Below are 18,518 nucleotides of genomic sequence, written 5' to 3'. Positions count from 1 at the left end.
GATTATTAGCCCTCACCACTCCCGCATTAACAGATCCTTTCTAATTAAAAATGATAGGAAACGTAAATATAACGAAAGCTGCCCAAAGTCCGTATATTGGCAAATACTTCGTAACGGCATCTTGGATAGCTTTTGGTCCTGATTTATTTTGCAAGAAACGCATATAGGAAAACATAATCCAAATTAGATTTGCCCAGATCAGTATGTTTACACCTAAAACAGCTAGTCTATTAGGTGTAATCCCGTAAGAAGAAAGTCTAAATACGATGGCTGACAATGCGACAGTGTCAATAATAAGTGCCAGAACAATTAAGGAAAAATTTATATAATCTGAAATGTTCTTTTTCTCGTCCGAGTCACTCTCAACGATAGAAAATATAGTAACAGCCAATACACCAAGCAGTATTCCGTTGAAGGCCATTAGGAAATTGCGATCCAAGAATGGATTTTTCCCGACCCAAATTACCGTTATAAGATAGATAAGCAAGGTGATTAGGACGAGAGGACTAAAAATTTTAGATATGTATGGTGTAATATTTTTAGCAAGCTTAAGATTCATTGATACTAAGTATGCAGTCACAATAGCGAGAGCGGCTGCTCCAAATAAAACAACATTACTAAAATAGAACTCTCCTATATCTAAGTCAACAAAGCTAAATAAACGCATGGTGAATACCGCTAGTATCATTCCGCTCACTGCCATGCTGGCATAGAGAAGACAATATTCTAAATTAAATTTAATATAGGCTAATCTTGTACTGCCTTTTGAATATTCATTTCCTGTAAACGCAAGCCCTACTAAGACCCATAAAAATATAGGAAGATGTAAATAAGCAAGTATGGTACTGTCTTTATAATTTATTGGCAACGTATTAAGATACACCCCGGAAACTAGGAATAACGCTATAAGGGAATAAATAATACTTTTTTTCGGCTTATTATTGTAAACAAAATAAGCAGCAATAAAGGGAATTACACCAAAAGCCAAGTTTATTGGAGCAATTGCTTCCTGCTCAACAAAGTGGAAAATGATCCTGGTGCTTATGCCGGCCAGAATAGCTAAAAGGCCCATGAATAAGAAACCTTTTTGAAACAAAGATGTTTTTTCTTTATTTACTTTCTCCTTGAAATGCAACCTTTCATACCAAGCACCTAGAATTTGAGAATCAGGGTTTTGGTCCCATGCTTGTGAGAATGCTTTTTTAAAAGCTTTCGGATCTTTTCTATACATCTTCTCCAACTCATGGGGGTTATCCATATTTTTAACAATCAAATTGTTACTGTTCATAGTTATACCTCCTCTAATTTTAAAATAAGGTTGTTACCTTTTAACAAAAGCACCTCACTCATTTATTATGATTTTGATTTTAATACAAAATTTATCGTTTTACAATAAAAAAATATTATTTAGAGGATTTTTTTTATCGTTAAATTTTATATCAAAGAAAAACAAAAGAGCATGACAATTTTATGTCATGCTCTTTTAACAAATTAATTCTCAAATACAAAATTAATCTTATTATCTTTCCACTCTAATTTCGCATCAAACGTTTTCTCGCCCTTTTTAAAGCCTTTAATTAAATCAGTCTTTTCACCTTTTAAGAGCTTTGTCATATTCTTTTGCGAAATTGTTTTACTTAATATCTTCTTTGAAATGGTGAAATCACATTGCGTTGTATTATAGTTAGAACAACCGTAAAACGTTGACTTATCAATTACATCGCCATCACATTTTTTACAGCTACCAACCTTTTTACCCGTTGTAAATTTCGATCCTTTTCGTTCAATCGATTCAACATGTAGTCCCGTGAAATCCCACTTCTCAGACATTTCCACTGCGTCTTCAATAATTTTAGCTGATAGCTTTTTCGTCTGTTCCATAAAAGTTGCTGGTGAAGCTGTACCTTCACCAATTTCCGCAAGACGTTGTTCCCATTTCGCAGTCATTTCCGGTGAAGCTAGTATTTTGTCACCAATTGCGGTAATTAATACTTTTCCTTTATCAGTCGCATACACTTGGTTTTTCTTTACATCTATATATTTACGGTCTTTCAGCATCGTAATAATCCCTGCGCGGGTCGCTTCCGTACCTAAACCTTCTGTTTTCTTCAATACCTTCTCTAGCTCTTCATTCTCTAAATACTTACCAGCTGTTTTCATTAACGTAATAAGTTGTCCTTCTGTATAACGCTTCGGTGGCTGTGTTTTTCCTTCTTTCACTTTCACCTTTACAACTTTTCCTTCTTCACCTTCAGCTACAATTGGAAGAATGGTTTCGTCATCTTTATCGTCTTGGAAAATAACTTTACGCCAACCTTCTTGAATTTGCTGTTTTCCTTTTGAAATGAATTCAGCACGTTCATCTACAAGCGTTACAATCGTTGTATAGTCAAAGATTGCAACTTCATAATGAGCTGCAATAAGCCTTCTTACGATCATATCGTATATTTTCTTTTCATCACCTGATAGTCTGCTTGGGTTTGTAACTTGCTCTGTCGGAATAATCGCGTAGTGATCTGTTACTTTCTTTTCATTTACATAACGCTTATTGTTCATAATGGATTCAACCGGAGCCGGTAATAAACCTTTATATTCATCAAACTGACTTAACTTCTGTAAAATATCAGGGAACGTCGCTGCTTCTCCTTGAGTAACATAGTTAGAATCTGAACGTGGATAAGAAACAATCCCTTTTTGATAGAGTGCTTGCGTTATATCAAGCGTCTTTTTCGGTGAAAACTTAAAGGCTTTATTTGCCGTTGCTTGCAGTGATGATAAGTTGAATAAAAGCGGCGGCTGAAACTCTTTACGCTCCGTTTTCATTTCCTTCACAACAGCCGGTTTCCCTTGGCAAAATGCCGCAATTTTATTCGCCATATCAGGGACTTTTAAGCGGGATTCATTATCCTTCTCCCATTTCCCGTCATATTTCTTTCCTTCTATATTAAAGGTTGCAAACACTTCCCAGAAAGGCTCTGACTTAAAGTTTTCAATTTCTTTCTCACGCTTTACAATCAATGCTAACGTTGGTGTTTGGACACGACCAGCAGAAAATACATCATTCATTCCTTTTTTCTTTAGCAAAATACTAAACACACGTGATGCATTCATACCAACAACCCAGTCAGCACAAGATCTTGTGTATGCTTCGTAATACGTATTAATTGTATCTGATTCGTCAAGTAAATTTTTAAACCCTTGATAAATAGCTTGCTTCGTTAAAGACGAAATCCATAGACGCTTCATCGGCTTTTGCACGTTACAAAGATTAATAATATTTCGTACGATTAGTTCCCCTTCACGCCCAGCATCGCCTGCGTGAATAATTTCTGTTACCTGTGGATTATGTAACAGCTGTTTCACAACGTTAAATTGCTTATACTTTGACTTTGTTACTTCAAATTGAAAACGCTCTGGAATCATCGGTAATGTATTAAGTGACCATTTTTTCCACTCTGCGTGATAATGCTCTGGATTACATAACTGCGTCAAATGACCAATTGCCCATGTACAGTACGCTCCATTTGGAAATAACTCATTCGCTTCTACCTCTAAATATCCATCTTTCCGGCGATATTTAAACTGTGAAACAAGAGCCAACCCTTGATCTGGTTTCTCGGCAATAATTAATTTCATTTTATAACTCCCTATCTGTATTCCAGTGTTACTTTCATTGTCTATATGTTTAGAAGCGATGATAAAACAACAATCTTATTTATCATTCGCGGTTTGTCTCGCAAATGGGAGACCTATAATATTATACGCTTATTCTTTATGGCTTCACAATAGAAACTCATAATATAACAATTTCTTTCACATGCTTACAATTAAAAAAGACGCCCTAAAAAATCAAGCGTTCCTTTGCTTACATCTATGAAATTGTGCAGATAATATGCAGATATAAATTATCATAAGTACACATATGATGAAATGAACGATAGGACAAGGAGGTATCATAATGTTTGCTTATACGTTAACTGCCCTAACACTTTGCTGTACCTCAATTCTTATTGCATCCAATATTTCTAAACGTAAGGGTACCCTAATGGAGTATATGGTATTTATTATGTCTTTTAGTATGAGTATCGGTTTAAGTATTGGTTTTTACTTAGGCATTCTCTTTAAGGGGGAATTACTATATTCTACTTTACTTGCTATTTTAATTAGTGGTTTTATCGGTTTTTTAGTGGGTCTACGTTTTCACCTATATACTGCTTTAGAAGGAATGTTCTCTGGATTAATGGCAAGTATGATGGGAGCAATGATTACAGAAATGTTAAACGCTCAACAAGCTCATAGTATATTGTTCATTAGCCTTTTACTTACTATAACGATTACTATGTCCTGTGTGATTCAATTGTTATCGGAGAACTTTTCTACTTTTATCCAACAGCGTTTTTTGTTATTCCTTTCAATTAGTGTAGTAATTATCGTTGCCATATTCGCGACATTCCCAGATCATACTCCTGCACCTTCACCTGGGCATAATCAACATATACATTAGTACTTGCAACAAAAATGAATAAGCAGCTATCCATAGGATAACTGCTTCCTATTATTCTGGCTTATTAGGAATATTTTGGTTTGGAACATAGTCAGATTTATAATCTGTATAGTTCACTTCCGTTACCATCCCTGCTGAAGCATGATGTAGGTCGTGACAGTGGAGCATCCACTCACCGGGATTGTCTGCTACAAAGGCTACTTCATATTCTTCTCCTGGTTTTAAGTTCAATGTATCTTTTACAATTGGAGAACCTTCTATCGGTTTTCCATCTTTACTCAACACCTGAAAGAAGTGCCCGTGTAAATGCATTGGGTGATCATCCATTTTAGAACGATTTACCAACTTCACTTTTACTAAATCACCCTTTTTTACTTGAATTGGGTCAATATCCGGAAATACCTTTCCGTTAATTGTATATACCATTTCATTTCCATTCATTTGCGTATTTAAGTCCATATTATATGTGGCAGTATACTCTTGATTTAACGTGAAACTACCTAATTTTTTAGTACTATATTTCATTATATCTACTTTCGGTAATTTTTCTTTTTCGTCTGCTTTATCTTTCATCTCTTTACTGCCATCATATTCAATAACAGCTTTCATTCCTTTTGCACCTTTATTTTTCGAATGGTCTTCAACATACCATTTCCCAGTTTTATTAGCAGTAAATTCAATATCATAACGTTCGCCCGGTGCGATTGAAATTACTTTATCCTTTATAACTTTTGGATCGTTTATTGGTTGACCATCTGTCTCAATTACTTTTATATCATGACCGTGAACATGTATATCATGTGATAGATAACCAGCATTAACGAGTCGAAAACGAACTTTATCTCCCTTATTCACTTTCAATGGCACTACTAAATCACCGCTTTTTCCATTGATTGTGAATAAATCATACATACTCATATCATGACCTTCCATCTTCATATTTCCATGGTCCATTCCTGCCATATTGCCAGAGTCTTTTTGATCACTGCCCATGTCCATACCAGAATGATCCATGCCGTTCTTATCATCATTCTTTTCCTCATTTTCATTACCTTTAGATTTATTACCTATTTGCCCTTTTGTCATTTCTTTTAACTGCTTATTCATTTCTTCTTTATCTGTAACCCATTCATCCAACATTAATGTGTAATCTTTATCATATTTTTCCTTTGTATCTTCTACAATGAGCGCTCCATATAAACCTCTATCTAATTGATTTACAGAATCTTGATGCGAGTGATACCAGTACGTTCCTGGTACGTTCGCTTCAAATTCGTAAGTGAAACTTTTTCCTGGTTCAACTGCATCTTGTGTCACGCCTGGAATTCCATCCATGTTATTTGGTACAGGATATCCATGCCAATGAATAGATACTGGTGCAGATAATTCATTTTTTAATGTCACTTTCACCTTTTCACCTTTTTTCACCCGAATTTCTGGACCAGGAGATGATCCATTAAATGTCCAGACTGGAACAATAACACCGTTACTTAACTTTTGCTTTTCTTCTTTCGCTATTAAAGTAACTTCTGGTCCTTTTTCAACCTTCAATGGTTTTGTAGCTGTTTCAGTCTGTATTGTTTTTTTATCTTTCATATTTTTATGATCATTTGTTGTATTTGTGGCCAAAGAACATGCAGCAATTAAAAATATTACAGAGACCGTAACAGCTTTTAATACAAATCGCTTCATGGAAAATCCCTCCTTTTTCTTTTTCAAAATCATTATAGAAGTTGATTTTCAAGAAAATAAGGAGATGTAATTAGATCTTACGTAAGCTAATTGGAAGATTACTAAAAGTGGAGACATTACAAGAGGCGAATATTTTAGAAATACAAAATGCTTTCCTTGTAGCGACTATATTAGCCGTTCTCGTATTTGTTTTGACGTTATTTCTTAAGAAACAATAACACTTCTATTATTAAATAAGAAAAATGTAGCTAAAATGCTCTTCACAAAAGAACTTAGATTTTTGTATAATAAGAACTAATGTTCTTCACAGACAATAGACTCAAATTACACAAATATATCAAATAGAAGAGGATTGATATACGATGAAAATTGATAGACCAAAAATTTCACCAGAATTATCTTCAAAGAATTTTCAAGATATTTTTTATGAAGAAGATCCAACATTGGAAGTGTGTGAAATTATAGACTCCACTTTCGAAAATGAATCTGTAGATAGAGTACGATTATATGATGCGGTGATAAAAAACTGTAAGTTTACTAATACAGACTTTAGCAATATTGATATTACAGATGTTTGTTTTGAAAACTGTGATTTATCAAATGTTAATTTAAGCAATTCTTCTGTTCACAGAGTCGAATTTAAAAACAGTAAATTAATCGGAGTAAATTTCACAGAATCTAGCTTAGGAAATGTTAAATTTGAGAATTCAATTTTGAATTTAGCGGCATTTGGAAATTCTAAACTAGAAAAAATCATCTTCAATGAAACTTCATTAAATAATGCAGATTTTTTTGACTGTAAACTAAAAAAAGTTGAATTCCAATTATGTAGTCTTGATGAAGCTAATTTTGATCAGACATCACTGAAGGGGATAGATATTAGTTCTTCTAGCTTTGATACGCTTACAGTTTCAGTGAACGATTTAAGAGGATGTAAAGTATCAACATATCAAGCTGTTCAGTTTGCAACTTTATTAGGATTAATAATTAAAGATTAGTATTTCGAAGAAAAGAACCCTATCCCGAATCATGGATTTTTTAATTGTCCACGATTCGAGATAAAGTTCAAATAAATTAGTGATGACTTTTTATTATTTAACTACAGCTTGGTTTCCTTTTACATGTTCATTATTTATACTCATAAATTCTTCAATTTCTTCAACTTCTCTAATGATATCTTTTGACAAGTTTTCATACCCGTCTTTCGTTACAAGAATGTCATCTTCAATACGAATTCCAATTGATTCTTCTTCAATATAAAGACCCGGTTCAATTGTTATAACCATACCTTCTTCTAACACTCTATCTTTATATGTTCCTACATCATGTGTATCTAAACCAAGGAAATGGCTGACACCATGATAATAGTATTTTGATAACTCTTCATCTTCTTGAATTAAACCAATTGCTTTACACTCTTCTGCCAGTACCTTTTTTGTATGCTCATTTAATGCAGCGAACTTTAATCCTGGCTTAATAAGCGCTGTTGTTTCTTTTAATGCCTTTAATACAATATTATAAATTTGTTTTTGACGACTAGAGAATGTTCCATTTGCCGGGAATGTATAACTAATATCAGCGTTGTAGTAGTCTTTTTGAGCACCTAAATCTAGTAATACTAAGTCACCATTTTGAATTTGTGCATCATTATCTTCATAATGAAGAACTGTAGCATTTTTCCCACTCGCCAAAATTGTATTGAACGCATGGTGCTTAATGCCAGATGATTTCAGTGTAAAATCAAATTGTGCTTCTAATTCATACTCCATCATGCCTGCTTTTGCATGCTTAAGTACGTTGTAAATACCGTCTTTCGTTATAGCAATCGCTTCTTTAATAATTTCAATTTCTTCTTCTGTTTTAAATACTCGTAATTCACAAATGTTCGGATATACATTACCAATTGTTACGTGTGGGTATTTTTCTCTTACATGTTTAGCAAATGCTAATGTTTTTGTCTCCGTACCATTCCACTCACGACTTTCTATATCTAAATATAAATGCTTCGCATTTTCTGTAAAGAGTATATTTGACATTGTCTTTTCAAAGCTATCTAAATATACAACTTTCTTTATACCTGAAATTCCCTCTGCTTCTTCGCTAGAAACTGTTTTCCCAACCCATTTTTCCATTACTGGATCTGACTTTTCAATGAAAAGTGTCTCTTCTACACTATTCCCAACCTTTTTCAGCATAAAAATAACATTTGGTTCATCGATTCCCGTTAAGTAGTAAAAATTACGATTCGGTACAAATTTATAATGTGCATCAGCTGACATATGCGGTGCTTGTCCCGCAAATAAAATCGTAATAGATCCCTCTGGTAATGTGTTTGCTAATCGTTCTCTATTTTGAGCAAAAAATGTTGATTTCATAATAATCCCCCTAGCGTTTTATGTATAATTGTGAAACTAATTATTCAATACACTTCATTCTATTATTGTTATAATTTTTCGTCAATTTTTAACTAAATTTTAGATAGTATTGACACAGACAACTAAACAAGTTACAATAACTATAAATTAGTAAGTTACTAATTTGAATTTAAATAAGAGGTGAACAAAATGCAAAACATTTTATTCCGTATTAATGAATTATCAAAAAAAGAAAGAACGTCTGGATTAACAGTTGATGAAAAACAAGAACAACAAATGTTGCGTCAAAACTATACAGAAACATTTCGTGGAAGCCTAGATTCCATTTTATTAAATACAAAAATTGTTGATCCTAATGGTCTTAACGTTACACCAGTTGCATTACAAGATGCTCAAATACGTTTAAAATTAAGCAAATGAGTTCCGAGCTAAAGAATTTCAATAAAACATAAAAAGAGCTGGATTTCCTATATAGAAATTCCAGCTCTTTTTATTGTCTTTTTTAATTTAGTAAACGAGCGATACATCGCAATTCTCCACGACACAATCATCGCAAATGCAAGTAAGAAAAACATTCCACTTAACTCCGCTAAATCAATCGATTGACTTAAATATGATTTCAACGCTACTCGTACAGCTAATAATCCGACTAAAATAAATATAAATGCTTTTGACGGTTTCATATATATTTGTTCGTCTCTTATTTCAAACTTCGTTGTTTTTATAAGAAATACAGAGAAAATAAGCCCTGCAATAATTGCTTCTATTATTTCTAACGACGTTAATCGGAATTCCGGTAAAAAGTACATCATTGCTCCAGTACTCATAAAAATTGGCGGCAATATAATTTTCTTTTTCGTTACCGGTTTTTTCGCTGCTTTAAAGCGCAGAAACATGACACCAACAGCCATACAAACCGCTAAAATACTTGATAAAAGTGCTATCATACTCTTCCCACTCCTATCTATTTAAAAGACTTTTTGAGCAAAATCATAAACCAAACGAGCCCGATACTTATAATAACATGACCTAATCCAGCCATATGGCTTAAACCGTAAAAGTCAGTTCCATTTACTTGTAAAAGACCTCTCCATAGCATTGTAGCAATAGTAAAGATTACTCCTACATTATAAACAACAAACCATGCACAAAAGCTCTTTGTTTCTTGTACATGAAACACTTTACATAAAGCTAAAGCAATTAAAAAGAATACAAAACCGAGCACTAATACATGTGTATGCACTAATTGCAACATTGTGGATCCTTTAATTCCTTGTGCTTTCGTATACTCTCTTGCAAATACACCTGATAATAAACCAATAATTAAGTAAATAAATGCCGCATTATATAATTTCTTCATTCTATTCCTCCTGTTGTAAACTTTCTATATTCGCTGCAATTATTTTAAGCGAAGTTTATGAACGGAGTATGAACAAAATATTACATTCAATTTTTGAAAATAAAAAAGCCATTCCACAAATAATAATTGTAGAATGGCTTTTCAATTTATTTTAAATCTTCTATTGAGAAAGCACCTGGAAGTAATTGCTCAACAGTCACTTCTTTTTCATCACCTTTTACATTCGTTAATAATACAGGCATTTTCGGATCACAGAATTCAGCAATTACTTGTCTACACGCACCACATGGTGAAATCGGTCCATCAGTTTCTCCTGTAATAACTAAGTAACTAAAATCGCGCTCACCTTCTGATACTGCTTTAAATATTGCTGTTCTTTCTGCACAGTTACATAAACCGTAAGAAGCATTTTCTATATTACAACCAGTATAGATTTTCCCTTCTTTCGTAACTAACGCTGCGCCAACAGGAAATTTAGAATACGGAATATACGCTTTCGATAACATCTTGTTTGCTTCTTCAATATATTTTTTCTTATCCATATTATTTCCCCCTCAAAGTAAATGAAATGATGATTAGTCAGTAATAACTGTATGAACTAATTTAGGAGCCATTGCTGTTTCAGCGATAGAGATGTTCTCATAAATTTTTGCTTTTACATCTTCTACATTTTCACGATTTGCGTAGATTGTTACGAATGGCTCGCCTTCTTTTACTGCATCGCCAACTTTTTTACGTAACATTAATCCTACTGCTAAATCGATTTCATCTTCCTTCGTTGCACGACCTGCACCAAGTAACATAGCTGCAATACCAATCTCATCTGCAACAATGTTAGAAATAACACCTGAAGTTTTTGCAGGTACATCAATTACATACTTAGCTTGTGGCATTTTTTCTGGATTGTCTACAATTGAGCTATCTCCGCCTTGATTGCTTAAGAACTCTTTAAATTTCTCAGTTGCTTTTCCGTTTTTCATCACTTCAATTAGCATTTCACGAGCTTCTTCTAACGTATTTGCTTTTTTCGCAAGTACGACCATTTGGCTACCTAATACAAGTACTAATTCTGTTAAATCTTCTGGACCTTCACCTTTTAACGTATCAATCGCTTCTTTTACTTCTAGAGCGTTACCAATCGCAAAACCAAGCGGTTGTGACATGTCCGAAATAACAGCCATAGTTTGACGTCCTACATTATTTCCGATACGTACCATTGCATGTGCTAATTCTTTTGCATCTTCTTCTGTTTTCATAAATGCACCAGCACCTGTTTTTACATCAAGTACGATTGCGTCAGCACCAGCTGCAATTTTTTTACTCATAATTGAACTTGCGATTAAAGGAATTGAGTTAACAGTTCCTGTTACGTCGCGCAATGCATAAATCTTTTTATCTGCAGGTGTTAAGTTTCCTGTTTGTCCAATAACAGCTACTTTGTCACGGTTTACAATATCAATAAATTGTTCTTTTGTAATTTCAACGTGGAATCCTTCTACCGCTTCTAATTTATCAATTGTTCCGCCTGTATGTCCTAAACCACGACCAGACATTTTTGCTACTGGTACATCTAAAGCAGCAACTAATGGTCCTAATACTAATGTTGTAGTATCACCAACACCGCCAGTTGAATGTTTATCTACTTTAATTCCTTCAATTGCTGATAAGTCGATCGTTTCACCAGACTCAACCATCGCCATCGTTAAATCTGCACGTTCGCGATCTGTCATATCTTTAAAGAAGATTGCCATTGCAAGTGCACTCACTTGATAATCAGGAATACTTCCGTCTGTATATCCATTAATAAAGAATTTGATTTCTTCAGTCGTTAATTCTTTGCCGTCACGTTTTTTTGCAATAATATCTACCATTCTCATTACAATCACCATTCCTTTTTATATTATACGAATCTATTAAAATAATAAGCCAACGATTGTTGCTGATAAGAAACTTACTAATGTTGCACCGAATAGTAATTTCAAACCAAATCTTGCCACTACATTCCCTTGCTTTTCATTTAAGCTCTTAACCGCCCCTGCAATAATCCCAATTGAAGAGAAGTTTGCAAATGAAACTAAGAATACAGATATAATCGCTGTCGTTCTATCTGAGAAATTAAAGTTTCCTTGTGCTAAATCTGTCATAGCGACAAATTCATTCGATACTAATTTTGTTGCCATAATATTTCCGGCATTAACTGCTTCATGCCAAGGTACACCCATAATAAATGCAAATGGTGCAAATGCATAACCAAGAATTTCTTGGAATGAAATACCGATTACACCTTTAAATACTGCATTAATGAATGCGATAAGAGCAACGAAACCGACTAACATAGCTGCTACTGTAATGGCAACTTTAAATCCGTCTATAATGTATTCACCTAATACTTCAAAGAAAGTCTTTTTCTCTTCTTCTTGCACTTCTAACATATCTTCTTCCTCAGTAACCTCGTAAGGGTTAATGATAGAAGCGATAATAAAACCACCAAATAAGTTAAGCACTAAAGCGGTTACAACATATTGCGGTTTTAATAACACCATATATGATCCGACGATAGACATTGAAACGGTAGACATTGCAGATGCACATAATGTATACATTCTTTTCTCTGGCAATAACCCTAGTTGTTTCTTAACTGATATAAATACTTCAGATTGTCCTAAAATCGCAGAAGCAACAGCATTATATGATTCTAGTTTCCCCATTCCATTTACTTTACTTAATGCTAAACCGATAGATTTCACAATAATAGGTAATACTTTAATGTGTTGTAATATACCTATTAGTGCCGAGATAAATACGATTGGCATTAATACACTTAAAAAGAACGAAAACTCTTTTTGATTTACTAGTCCACCAAATACAAAATTCACACCGTCAGCAGCATATTTTAATAACTCTCCAAAACCATCTGCTATTCCGCTAATTAATATATTCCCTACACTTGTATTTAATAATAAAAATCCCAAAATGAATTGTAATATAACCATCGTTATGATTGGGCGATATTTGACTTTTTTTCTATCATTACTAGCAAGCCAAGCGATACCTAAAATCAATACGAGGCCTAAAACACCGATTAAGTATTTCATAAGCCGTCTCCTCCCATTCGTATCCGCTTACATTTTTTTCAATTATTAAAGCAATAGATACACTTTACTTTGTGTATCTATCGCTTTTGACTTCATTAATGATTAGTAGTTATCTGTAGCACCTTTTGCATCATTTAATACGATTGCAACACTAGCACTTGCTCCAACGCGAGAAGCTCCAGCAGCTACCATTTTTTCTGCATCTTCACGTGTACGAACACCACCAGATGCTTTTACACCAACGTTTGGTCCTACTGTTTTACGCATTAATGCGATATCTTCAGCAGTTGCTCCGCCAGTTGAGAATCCAGTTGAAGTTTTTACGAAGTCAGCACCAGCTTTTACTGATAATTCACAAGCGCGTACTTTTTCTTCATCTGTTAATAGGCAAGTTTCAATGATTACTTTTACAAGAGCTTTTCCTTTTGCTGCTTGTACTACTTCATAAATATCTTTTTCAACAAGTTCGTTGTCGCCATCTTTTAAAGCGCCTACGTTGATTACCATATCAACTTCAGTTGCACCTTTTGCGACAGCATCTTTTGTTTCAAATGCTTTTGTTTCAGTAGTGCTTGCTCCTAATGGGAAACCGATTACAGTACAAACGTCTACATCATGTCCAGCTAGTTCATCAGCCGCTAATTTTACCCATGTTGGGTTAATACAAACAGAAGCGAATTTATATTCCTTTGCTTCTTCAATTACTTTCATAACATCTTCTTTAGTAGTATTAGCTTTTAAAATTGTATGGTCAATTAACTTTGCAATGTTCATTATCTTCACTCCTCATATCTTTTAACAACTTCATTCTAACTCTTAGTTGAACAAATGTAAATACACTTTTGAAATTTTGTTCATTCTTTTTTAAAAGGAATTTTCTTGTAGTAAATAAAGCGCATTCTAACAAAGAACATTTCAAATATATAATCAAAATTTTTATGTTAACAATGGTAGTATGTATCTCCATATCCATAATTATTTTTAAAAAGGCAACTTGTGTTCAAAAAACTCCTATCATTCATACATAACAAAATAAAAGGCGTTCTCAAAATTAACATCTTGAGAACGCCTTTTATTTCTAATCTTTTTGATAATGTAACAATTCTTTTGCTGTATGCTGATCGATAATTAATACATTTGCATACCCGCCACGTAACGCACCATCAATTGCTTTGATTTTTCTATTACCACCTGCAACTAAAATAGAACGTTTCTTTAATTTCAGTTCTTCTAACTCAATTCCAATGGTCCGCTTATTAATTTCTTCACTACTAATATTTCCGTCCCCATCAAAGAATCGTGAACAAATGTCACCGACCGATTGTTTTTTGAGTAAACTCGTTTCACCCTTATCGAAATAACCTAATCGGAATAATAGCGCTTCGTCTCGCACTGTTCCTACAGTGAAAATTGCAATATTCGCTTGCTTCCCCATTTCGATAATATGATGAATATGTCGATCCTGCTCTACTAATTCTTTTGTCACTGCATTATCAAATATAACTGGAAGAGGTAGATTTCTTGGCGTCGTTTGAAAAGCATCTGCAAATAAAGCTATCGTTTCATTCGCATATGTATTTACACTTGAATGACTAATACCACCTTTTAGCTGGACAACCTCTACCCCTTTTACATGTTGCGGTACGATTTTTCTAGCGATTTCATACATCGTCATTCCCCAGCTTACACCAACAATATCACCGTTTTTAACTGTCTTTTCCATATACTCAGCTGCATATTTACTTATATACTCTGTAATCGTTGCATATTCCGGTACTGGAGAAAATACAACATGTGCCTCTAACAAGTTGTATTTTTCTTTCAGTAAATTCCCAACGTTATCTAAATCCGCAAATGGATCAGCGATGCTAATTTGAACAAACCCTTTTTCTTTCGCATACTTTAACAATCTAGAAATTGTTGGTCTTGAAATATTTAATTTGTTAGCAATTTCTTGCTGACTATAATCTGATTGATAATATAATCTTGCAACTTCAACGCTTAATTGTTGTTTATCTTTTTCCATAGTAACTCATTACAAATCCCTTCCTGTATTTCCCTTTCGTTACAAGCATTATACAGCTTTATGCAAAAAAATTCGACTACCGAATTTTATCTATCTGAACTTCTACTACACTTAATATATAATGAAAACTTATTGTGTAGATTTACAAACTCAATATAGATACGCTTGAAACATGTAAATCGATTAACATTTAATTCACATTTTTTCTGTAGTAACGATAACAAAGCCGTTCAATAAGAAACATGAAACATCATCTAAAAACTATTCAAATACCCCTTATAAACAGAAGATACTATTTATAAGGGGTATTTATTCAATTTAATTTTATAAAAATTGGATGGAAACAATGCAAGTTCTCACTTATTTAGAATAAGTGAAAAGATGATGTTTTATTTGTTCAATAAAATAATGATGGTGTATATTATCGTTAGATACTCGACTTGCCATAATAGCCCCCTCCATTGAAGAGGCAAGAAAGGAAGCGAGTGATATAACCTCTATATCTTCTTTAAATTCTTGTTTCTCTATTCCTTCTTTTATGAGAGAAGCCATTAACATTACTGTATCATCATAACCTTTTGCTGCTGCTTTTTGTAATTCTGGAAATACTCCAGTACTTTCAATGGCACTATTAAGTAATGGACAGCCTCCAGCAATAGGAGGATTATTAGCTGCATCTTGATATACAAGGAAAATTGCAAGGATTTTATCAATTGCTGTCTTTTTATTTTCCATTGCTTTATGAAAATGACTCCACATAATCTCACCACTTTTGTCGTAGGCAGCAAGGACAATTTCTTCTTTACTTTTGAATCTACGATAAATAGATCCTTTAGGTAGTTCAGTAGCTGTCATTATATCCTGGATGGATGTGCGAGTTATCCCATTAGTATTAAATAAATATAAAGATGTTTCAATAATTTTTTCTTTAACCTTATCAACTTTAGTCATGCTTTGTAATCCTCCTAATGAAAACGATCCTAATATTCTAGGTAATGTTTACCCTCTATTTTCTTAATTTTTTTGTAAGTATAAATAAGTTTGGAACAGAAATATCTTATCAATCCCTATCTTATGGAAACCTCAAACAATACAGTTTGAAAAGAAGTTAATCAAATTGTATTACCTACATAACTTAAGTGAATTTTCTATCAAAACAACATGACCAATTGTTTAATTCAGTCATATTATACAACTAATTTCATCTAAAATCGTAGAGGTGTAAAAATATATAGTTAATTTTAACGTATAGACATATGATTATTATATATAATTTTTATCAATATGTTTAGCTAAAGTGTTTGAACTACTCCCACTTTCACTTCATTCTATAAAAGATTAACCATTAATGATTACTGGAATTAAATTGTAACAAAGCAACTGAAATATAAATATATTTGCTTTTTTCCATTTTGATTTTGTTAATACTTTATAAAAAGGGTTTAAAAAACTAGAAACTTGTAGTATCATTAGATTTCGATTCGGACCGAACCGTCCGGTTTAGAATCCTATATAAATATATTTAGAAGGAGAGCGTTATGCAGAAAGAAAAATCAAAAATTATAGGTAATTTAATTATGGGGGCAATACAGTGAACTTTATAAAAATGAATAAAAAAGAAATCATTATGCTAATAATCTTTACACTGTTTGTACCATTTCAAATTGGCTTGTACATACTATTTGGCATATCACTTTTAGCTAATGTCAATTTAGTTGAATCAGAATTTGTTCTGAGTGCCATCGGTTTTACTGTACCTGCTATTGTAGGAATCATTTGCTTTAGGAAAGAAATTATTGAAAGTTTTACTTATTTTAAAGAGAAGACAATTTTGAAAATAGTAAGTATTCCTATGGTAGTTTTATTTACGTTAATTGTGGAACAGTGTGTTATGTATTTTCTAGCAACTGGTCAACCAGAGAACCAAGAGCAGCTCCTTGAAACGGGTGCAGAGGTACCTCTTGTATTTACATTGCTTGTATTTGGTATTCTGGGTCCAATACTTGAAGAAATTGTGTTTCGCCACATATTAATAAATCGTTTTTCTTACCATATTGGTACCGCTATTGCATCTATCATTTCGATTATGATTTTTACACTTCTTCATACGAACCAACTTTCGGATATTGCTATTTATTTACCTGGATCGTTGATACTTACTGCGGCTTATCTTATTTCTAAAAGATCCATTGCATATGTTATAGCGATACATATGTTAAACAATTGTCTTGGTTTCATTCTGTAAGAAACTAGACTTGTTTCTGGTGCCAAAAATACTTTTTCTATGACATAAGAAAGCTAATCAAAAATTATAAAATATTAGGAGAGTGTCAGTCATGATTGTAACAACAACTTCTGGAATTCAAGGTAAAGAGATTATTGAGTATATTGATATTGTAAATGGTGAAGCTATTATGGGTGCAAATATTGTCCGCGATGTATTCGCTTCCGTTCGTGATGTTGTCGGTGGCCGTGTTGGTGCTTATGAAAGTAAACTAAAAGACGCTCGTGATATTGCAATGGGCGAAATGAAAGAACTTGCAAAAGAAAAAGGTGCGAACGCTATCGTTGGTATTGACGTAGATTACGAAGTTGTTCGTGATGGAATGTTAATGGTTGCTGTCAGTGGTACAGCTGTGCGTATATAAGTAAATAAAAAACGGTTCCTCCCTTGGAATTTATACTTTGATGGGAGATCCTGGTTCTGTTGCAGATTTTAAAGAATAAAACGAGAAATAATCAACTTTTTTATTTCTCGTTTTATCTACATATTTATTTTTGGAAAAATAACCTAACTCCAAATACTAACAATACTATGCCCGTAATACCCTCCATTGTACGGTTCACTCTTTCTTTTCTTAAAAAAGTTCTTAATTGACGTATGAGTGAGATGTAAAGTAAATACCATATTGCTGTCAAAGTCGTAAATGTGACTCCTAATAAAAGAAATTGGAGGAAATGATTTTGATTACTCACAATAAATTGGGGTAAAAAACTAAGGAAAAATACAGCGGTTTTTGGATTTAAAATTGCCGTAGTAAATCCTTGTCTAAAGCTTTTAATTGCCCCAATATCCTTAGAGTCCATTTCTGCTGAACCTGACATATCTTCTTTTTTATGTAAGGCACTTTTAATTGACTTTACAGCTAAATAAATTAAATAAACAGCCCCAGCATATTTTATAAATGTAAATAACATAGCAAATTTCATTAAGATAGCAGAAAGTCCTAACGTAGCCATTATTGTATGAATCATCATTCCAGATATCGTTCCTAAAACAGTCTTTATCCCGCCATTTTTACCATGCGAGATAGTATTTTTTGTAACTAGTGCAAAACCAGGACCAGGCATCATTATGATTAGCATTGCTGTAAGGATAAATAATAGATAATTTTCCATGTTGTAGTATTTCCTCTCCAATTTTTAGTTTTGCTTACAGTATAGCTTTTTTCATTAAAACATTACA

Annotated in this window: 18 protein-coding genes; 5 read left to right on the top strand and 13 right to left on the bottom strand. The window is 33.2% G+C overall.

The window, feature by feature from the left end; genetic code table 11:
• Positions 1-40: 40 nt before the first annotated feature.
• Together ACTFRY_RS13540 and topB are read right to left on the bottom strand one after the other, a co-directional pair.
• Positions 41-1,288 carry a DUF4153 domain-containing protein gene (locus ACTFRY_RS13540; RefSeq protein WP_098616401.1) on the bottom strand — a complete coding sequence of 416 codons (1,248 nt, stop codon included), beginning with the start codon at positions 1,286-1,288 and terminating at the stop codon, positions 41-43.
• A gap of 203 nt (positions 1,289-1,491) precedes the next feature.
• Positions 1,492-3,636, bottom strand: a complete 2,145-nt coding sequence (gene topB / locus ACTFRY_RS13535) for a DNA topoisomerase III (RefSeq protein ID WP_047385938.1) — start codon at positions 3,634-3,636, stop codon at positions 1,492-1,494.
• Between the two features lie 322 nt (positions 3,637-3,958).
• Between topB and ACTFRY_RS13530 the strand changes: the two genes are divergently transcribed.
• Positions 3,959-4,504 carry a hypothetical protein gene (locus tag ACTFRY_RS13530; RefSeq protein WP_098616402.1) on the top strand — a complete coding sequence of 182 codons (546 nt, stop codon included), beginning with the start codon at positions 3,959-3,961 and terminating at the stop codon, positions 4,502-4,504.
• Between the two features lie 51 nt (positions 4,505-4,555).
• Here ACTFRY_RS13530 and ACTFRY_RS13525 read toward each other — a convergent pair whose 3' ends face one another.
• The gene (locus ACTFRY_RS13525) at positions 4,556-6,196 is read right to left on the bottom strand and encodes a multicopper oxidase family protein (protein ID WP_098616403.1); all 1,641 of its coding nucleotides are present in this window, start codon (positions 6,194-6,196) and stop codon (positions 4,556-4,558) included.
• 362 nt (positions 6,197-6,558) lie between these two features.
• Between ACTFRY_RS13525 and ACTFRY_RS13520 the strand changes: the two genes are divergently transcribed.
• A complete protein-coding gene (locus ACTFRY_RS13520) occupies positions 6,559-7,194 on the top strand; it encodes a pentapeptide repeat-containing protein (protein WP_044795727.1) in 636 nt (211 codons plus the stop codon).
• A 93-nt stretch (positions 7,195-7,287) separates the two neighbouring features.
• Here ACTFRY_RS13520 and ACTFRY_RS13515 read toward each other — a convergent pair whose 3' ends face one another.
• Complete coding sequence (locus ACTFRY_RS13515) at positions 7,288-8,571, bottom strand: aminopeptidase P family protein (protein WP_044795726.1); 1,284 nt, start codon at positions 8,569-8,571, stop codon at positions 7,288-7,290.
• 189 nt (positions 8,572-8,760) lie between these two features.
• On the opposite strand from ACTFRY_RS13515, the gene ACTFRY_RS13510 reads away from it, so the two are divergent.
• Positions 8,761-8,991: a DUF896 domain-containing protein gene (locus ACTFRY_RS13510; protein ID WP_001179616.1), complete on the top strand. Its 231-nt coding sequence runs from the start codon at positions 8,761-8,763 to the stop codon at positions 8,989-8,991.
• Positions 8,992-9,038: 47 nt separating this feature from the next.
• Here ACTFRY_RS13510 and ACTFRY_RS13505 read toward each other — a convergent pair whose 3' ends face one another.
• The 8 genes from ACTFRY_RS13505 to ACTFRY_RS13470 all read right to left on the bottom strand — a co-directional run bounded on the left by ACTFRY_RS13505 (position 9,039) and on the right by ACTFRY_RS13470 (position 16,003).
• Positions 9,039-9,518 carry a CcdC family protein gene (locus ACTFRY_RS13505; protein WP_000561044.1) on the bottom strand — a complete coding sequence of 160 codons (480 nt, stop codon included), beginning with the start codon at positions 9,516-9,518 and terminating at the stop codon, positions 9,039-9,041.
• Positions 9,519-9,535: 17 nt separating this feature from the next.
• Complete coding sequence (locus ACTFRY_RS13500) at positions 9,536-9,931, bottom strand: DUF2871 domain-containing protein (protein WP_000737876.1); 396 nt, start codon at positions 9,929-9,931, stop codon at positions 9,536-9,538.
• 146 nt (positions 9,932-10,077) lie between these two features.
• Positions 10,078-10,473 (bottom strand): cytidine deaminase, encoded by a 396-nt coding sequence (locus ACTFRY_RS13495; protein WP_000358532.1) that lies wholly within the window; start codon positions 10,471-10,473, stop codon positions 10,078-10,080.
• Between the two features lie 33 nt (positions 10,474-10,506).
• Positions 10,507-11,808 carry a pyrimidine-nucleoside phosphorylase gene (locus ACTFRY_RS13490; protein ID WP_061664479.1) on the bottom strand — a complete coding sequence of 434 codons (1,302 nt, stop codon included), beginning with the start codon at positions 11,806-11,808 and terminating at the stop codon, positions 10,507-10,509.
• A 36-nt stretch (positions 11,809-11,844) separates the two neighbouring features.
• Positions 11,845-13,026, bottom strand: coding sequence for a NupC/NupG family nucleoside CNT transporter (locus ACTFRY_RS13485; RefSeq protein ID WP_044795723.1), 1,182 nt, complete (start codon positions 13,024-13,026; stop codon positions 11,845-11,847).
• 102 nt (positions 13,027-13,128) lie between these two features.
• Positions 13,129-13,800, bottom strand: a complete 672-nt coding sequence (gene deoC / locus ACTFRY_RS13480) for a deoxyribose-phosphate aldolase (RefSeq protein ID WP_044795722.1) — start codon at positions 13,798-13,800, stop codon at positions 13,129-13,131.
• A 304-nt stretch (positions 13,801-14,104) separates the two neighbouring features.
• The gene (locus ACTFRY_RS13475) at positions 14,105-15,052 is read right to left on the bottom strand and encodes a sugar-binding transcriptional regulator (protein WP_000409785.1); all 948 of its coding nucleotides are present in this window, start codon (positions 15,050-15,052) and stop codon (positions 14,105-14,107) included.
• 360 nt (positions 15,053-15,412) lie between these two features.
• Positions 15,413-16,003, bottom strand: a complete 591-nt coding sequence (locus ACTFRY_RS13470) for a TetR/AcrR family transcriptional regulator (RefSeq protein WP_000169648.1) — start codon at positions 16,001-16,003, stop codon at positions 15,413-15,415.
• 640 nt (positions 16,004-16,643) lie between these two features.
• Between ACTFRY_RS13470 and ACTFRY_RS13465 the strand changes: the two genes are divergently transcribed.
• Together ACTFRY_RS13465 and ACTFRY_RS13460 are read left to right on the top strand one after the other, a co-directional pair.
• Positions 16,644-17,297: a CPBP family intramembrane glutamic endopeptidase gene (locus ACTFRY_RS13465; protein WP_001009301.1), complete on the top strand. Its 654-nt coding sequence runs from the start codon at positions 16,644-16,646 to the stop codon at positions 17,295-17,297.
• 91 nt (positions 17,298-17,388) lie between these two features.
• On the top strand, positions 17,389-17,700 hold the full coding sequence (locus ACTFRY_RS13460; RefSeq protein ID WP_000637518.1) for a heavy metal-binding domain-containing protein: 312 nt from the start codon (positions 17,389-17,391) through the stop codon (positions 17,698-17,700).
• Between the two features lie 124 nt (positions 17,701-17,824).
• Here ACTFRY_RS13460 and ACTFRY_RS13455 read toward each other — a convergent pair whose 3' ends face one another.
• The gene (locus ACTFRY_RS13455; RefSeq protein ID WP_000433001.1) at positions 17,825-18,451 is read right to left on the bottom strand and encodes a LysE family translocator; all 627 of its coding nucleotides are present in this window, start codon (positions 18,449-18,451) and stop codon (positions 17,825-17,827) included.
• Between the last annotated feature and the right edge of the window lie 67 nt (positions 18,452-18,518).

Origin of the sequence: Bacillus cereus group sp. MYBK195-1 (assembly GCF_051916605.1) — a bacterium.
Taxonomy (GTDB): domain Bacteria; phylum Bacillota; class Bacilli; order Bacillales; family Bacillaceae_G; genus Bacillus_A; species Bacillus_A cereus.
The sequence above is the reverse complement of the archived record's forward strand: the minus strand, read 5'-3'. Positions and strand labels throughout refer to the sequence as shown.

What these genes read in the sequence shown, in the direction of transcription:
- ACTFRY_RS13505 (WP_000561044.1), bottom strand. Translation starts at nt 9,518, where the DNA reads ATGATAGCACTTTTATCAAGTATTTTAGCGGTTTGTATGGCTGTTGGT.
- ACTFRY_RS13515 (WP_044795726.1), bottom strand. Translation starts at nt 8,571, where the DNA reads ATGAAATCAACATTTTTTGCTCAAAATAGAGAACGATTAGCAAACACA.
- ACTFRY_RS13475 (WP_000409785.1), bottom strand. Translation starts at nt 15,052, where the DNA reads ATGGAAAAAGATAAACAACAATTAAGCGTTGAAGTTGCAAGATTATAT.
- ACTFRY_RS13460 (WP_000637518.1), top strand. Translation starts at nt 17,389, where the DNA reads ATGATTGTAACAACAACTTCTGGAATTCAAGGTAAAGAGATTATTGAG.
- ACTFRY_RS13455 (WP_000433001.1), bottom strand. Translation starts at nt 18,451, where the DNA reads ATGGAAAATTATCTATTATTTATCCTTACAGCAATGCTAATCATAATG.
- ACTFRY_RS13500 (WP_000737876.1), bottom strand. Translation starts at nt 9,931, where the DNA reads ATGAAGAAATTATATAATGCGGCATTTATTTACTTAATTATTGGTTTA.
- ACTFRY_RS13540 (WP_098616401.1), bottom strand. Translation starts at nt 1,288, where the DNA reads ATGAACAGTAACAATTTGATTGTTAAAAATATGGATAACCCCCATGAG.
- ACTFRY_RS13520 (WP_044795727.1), top strand. Translation starts at nt 6,559, where the DNA reads ATGAAAATTGATAGACCAAAAATTTCACCAGAATTATCTTCAAAGAAT.
- ACTFRY_RS13485 (WP_044795723.1), bottom strand. Translation starts at nt 13,026, where the DNA reads ATGAAATACTTAATCGGTGTTTTAGGCCTCGTATTGATTTTAGGTATC.
- ACTFRY_RS13490 (WP_061664479.1), bottom strand. Translation starts at nt 11,808, where the DNA reads ATGAGAATGGTAGATATTATTGCAAAAAAACGTGACGGCAAAGAATTA.
- ACTFRY_RS13530 (WP_098616402.1), top strand. Translation starts at nt 3,959, where the DNA reads ATGTTTGCTTATACGTTAACTGCCCTAACACTTTGCTGTACCTCAATT.
- deoC (WP_044795722.1), bottom strand. Translation starts at nt 13,800, where the DNA reads ATGAACATTGCAAAGTTAATTGACCATACAATTTTAAAAGCTAATACT.
- ACTFRY_RS13525 (WP_098616403.1), bottom strand. Translation starts at nt 6,196, where the DNA reads ATGAAGCGATTTGTATTAAAAGCTGTTACGGTCTCTGTAATATTTTTA.
- ACTFRY_RS13470 (WP_000169648.1), bottom strand. Translation starts at nt 16,003, where the DNA reads ATGACTAAAGTTGATAAGGTTAAAGAAAAAATTATTGAAACATCTTTA.
- ACTFRY_RS13510 (WP_001179616.1), top strand. Translation starts at nt 8,761, where the DNA reads ATGCAAAACATTTTATTCCGTATTAATGAATTATCAAAAAAAGAAAGA.
- ACTFRY_RS13495 (WP_000358532.1), bottom strand. Translation starts at nt 10,473, where the DNA reads ATGGATAAGAAAAAATATATTGAAGAAGCAAACAAGATGTTATCGAAA.
- topB (WP_047385938.1), bottom strand. Translation starts at nt 3,636, where the DNA reads ATGAAATTAATTATTGCCGAGAAACCAGATCAAGGGTTGGCTCTTGTT.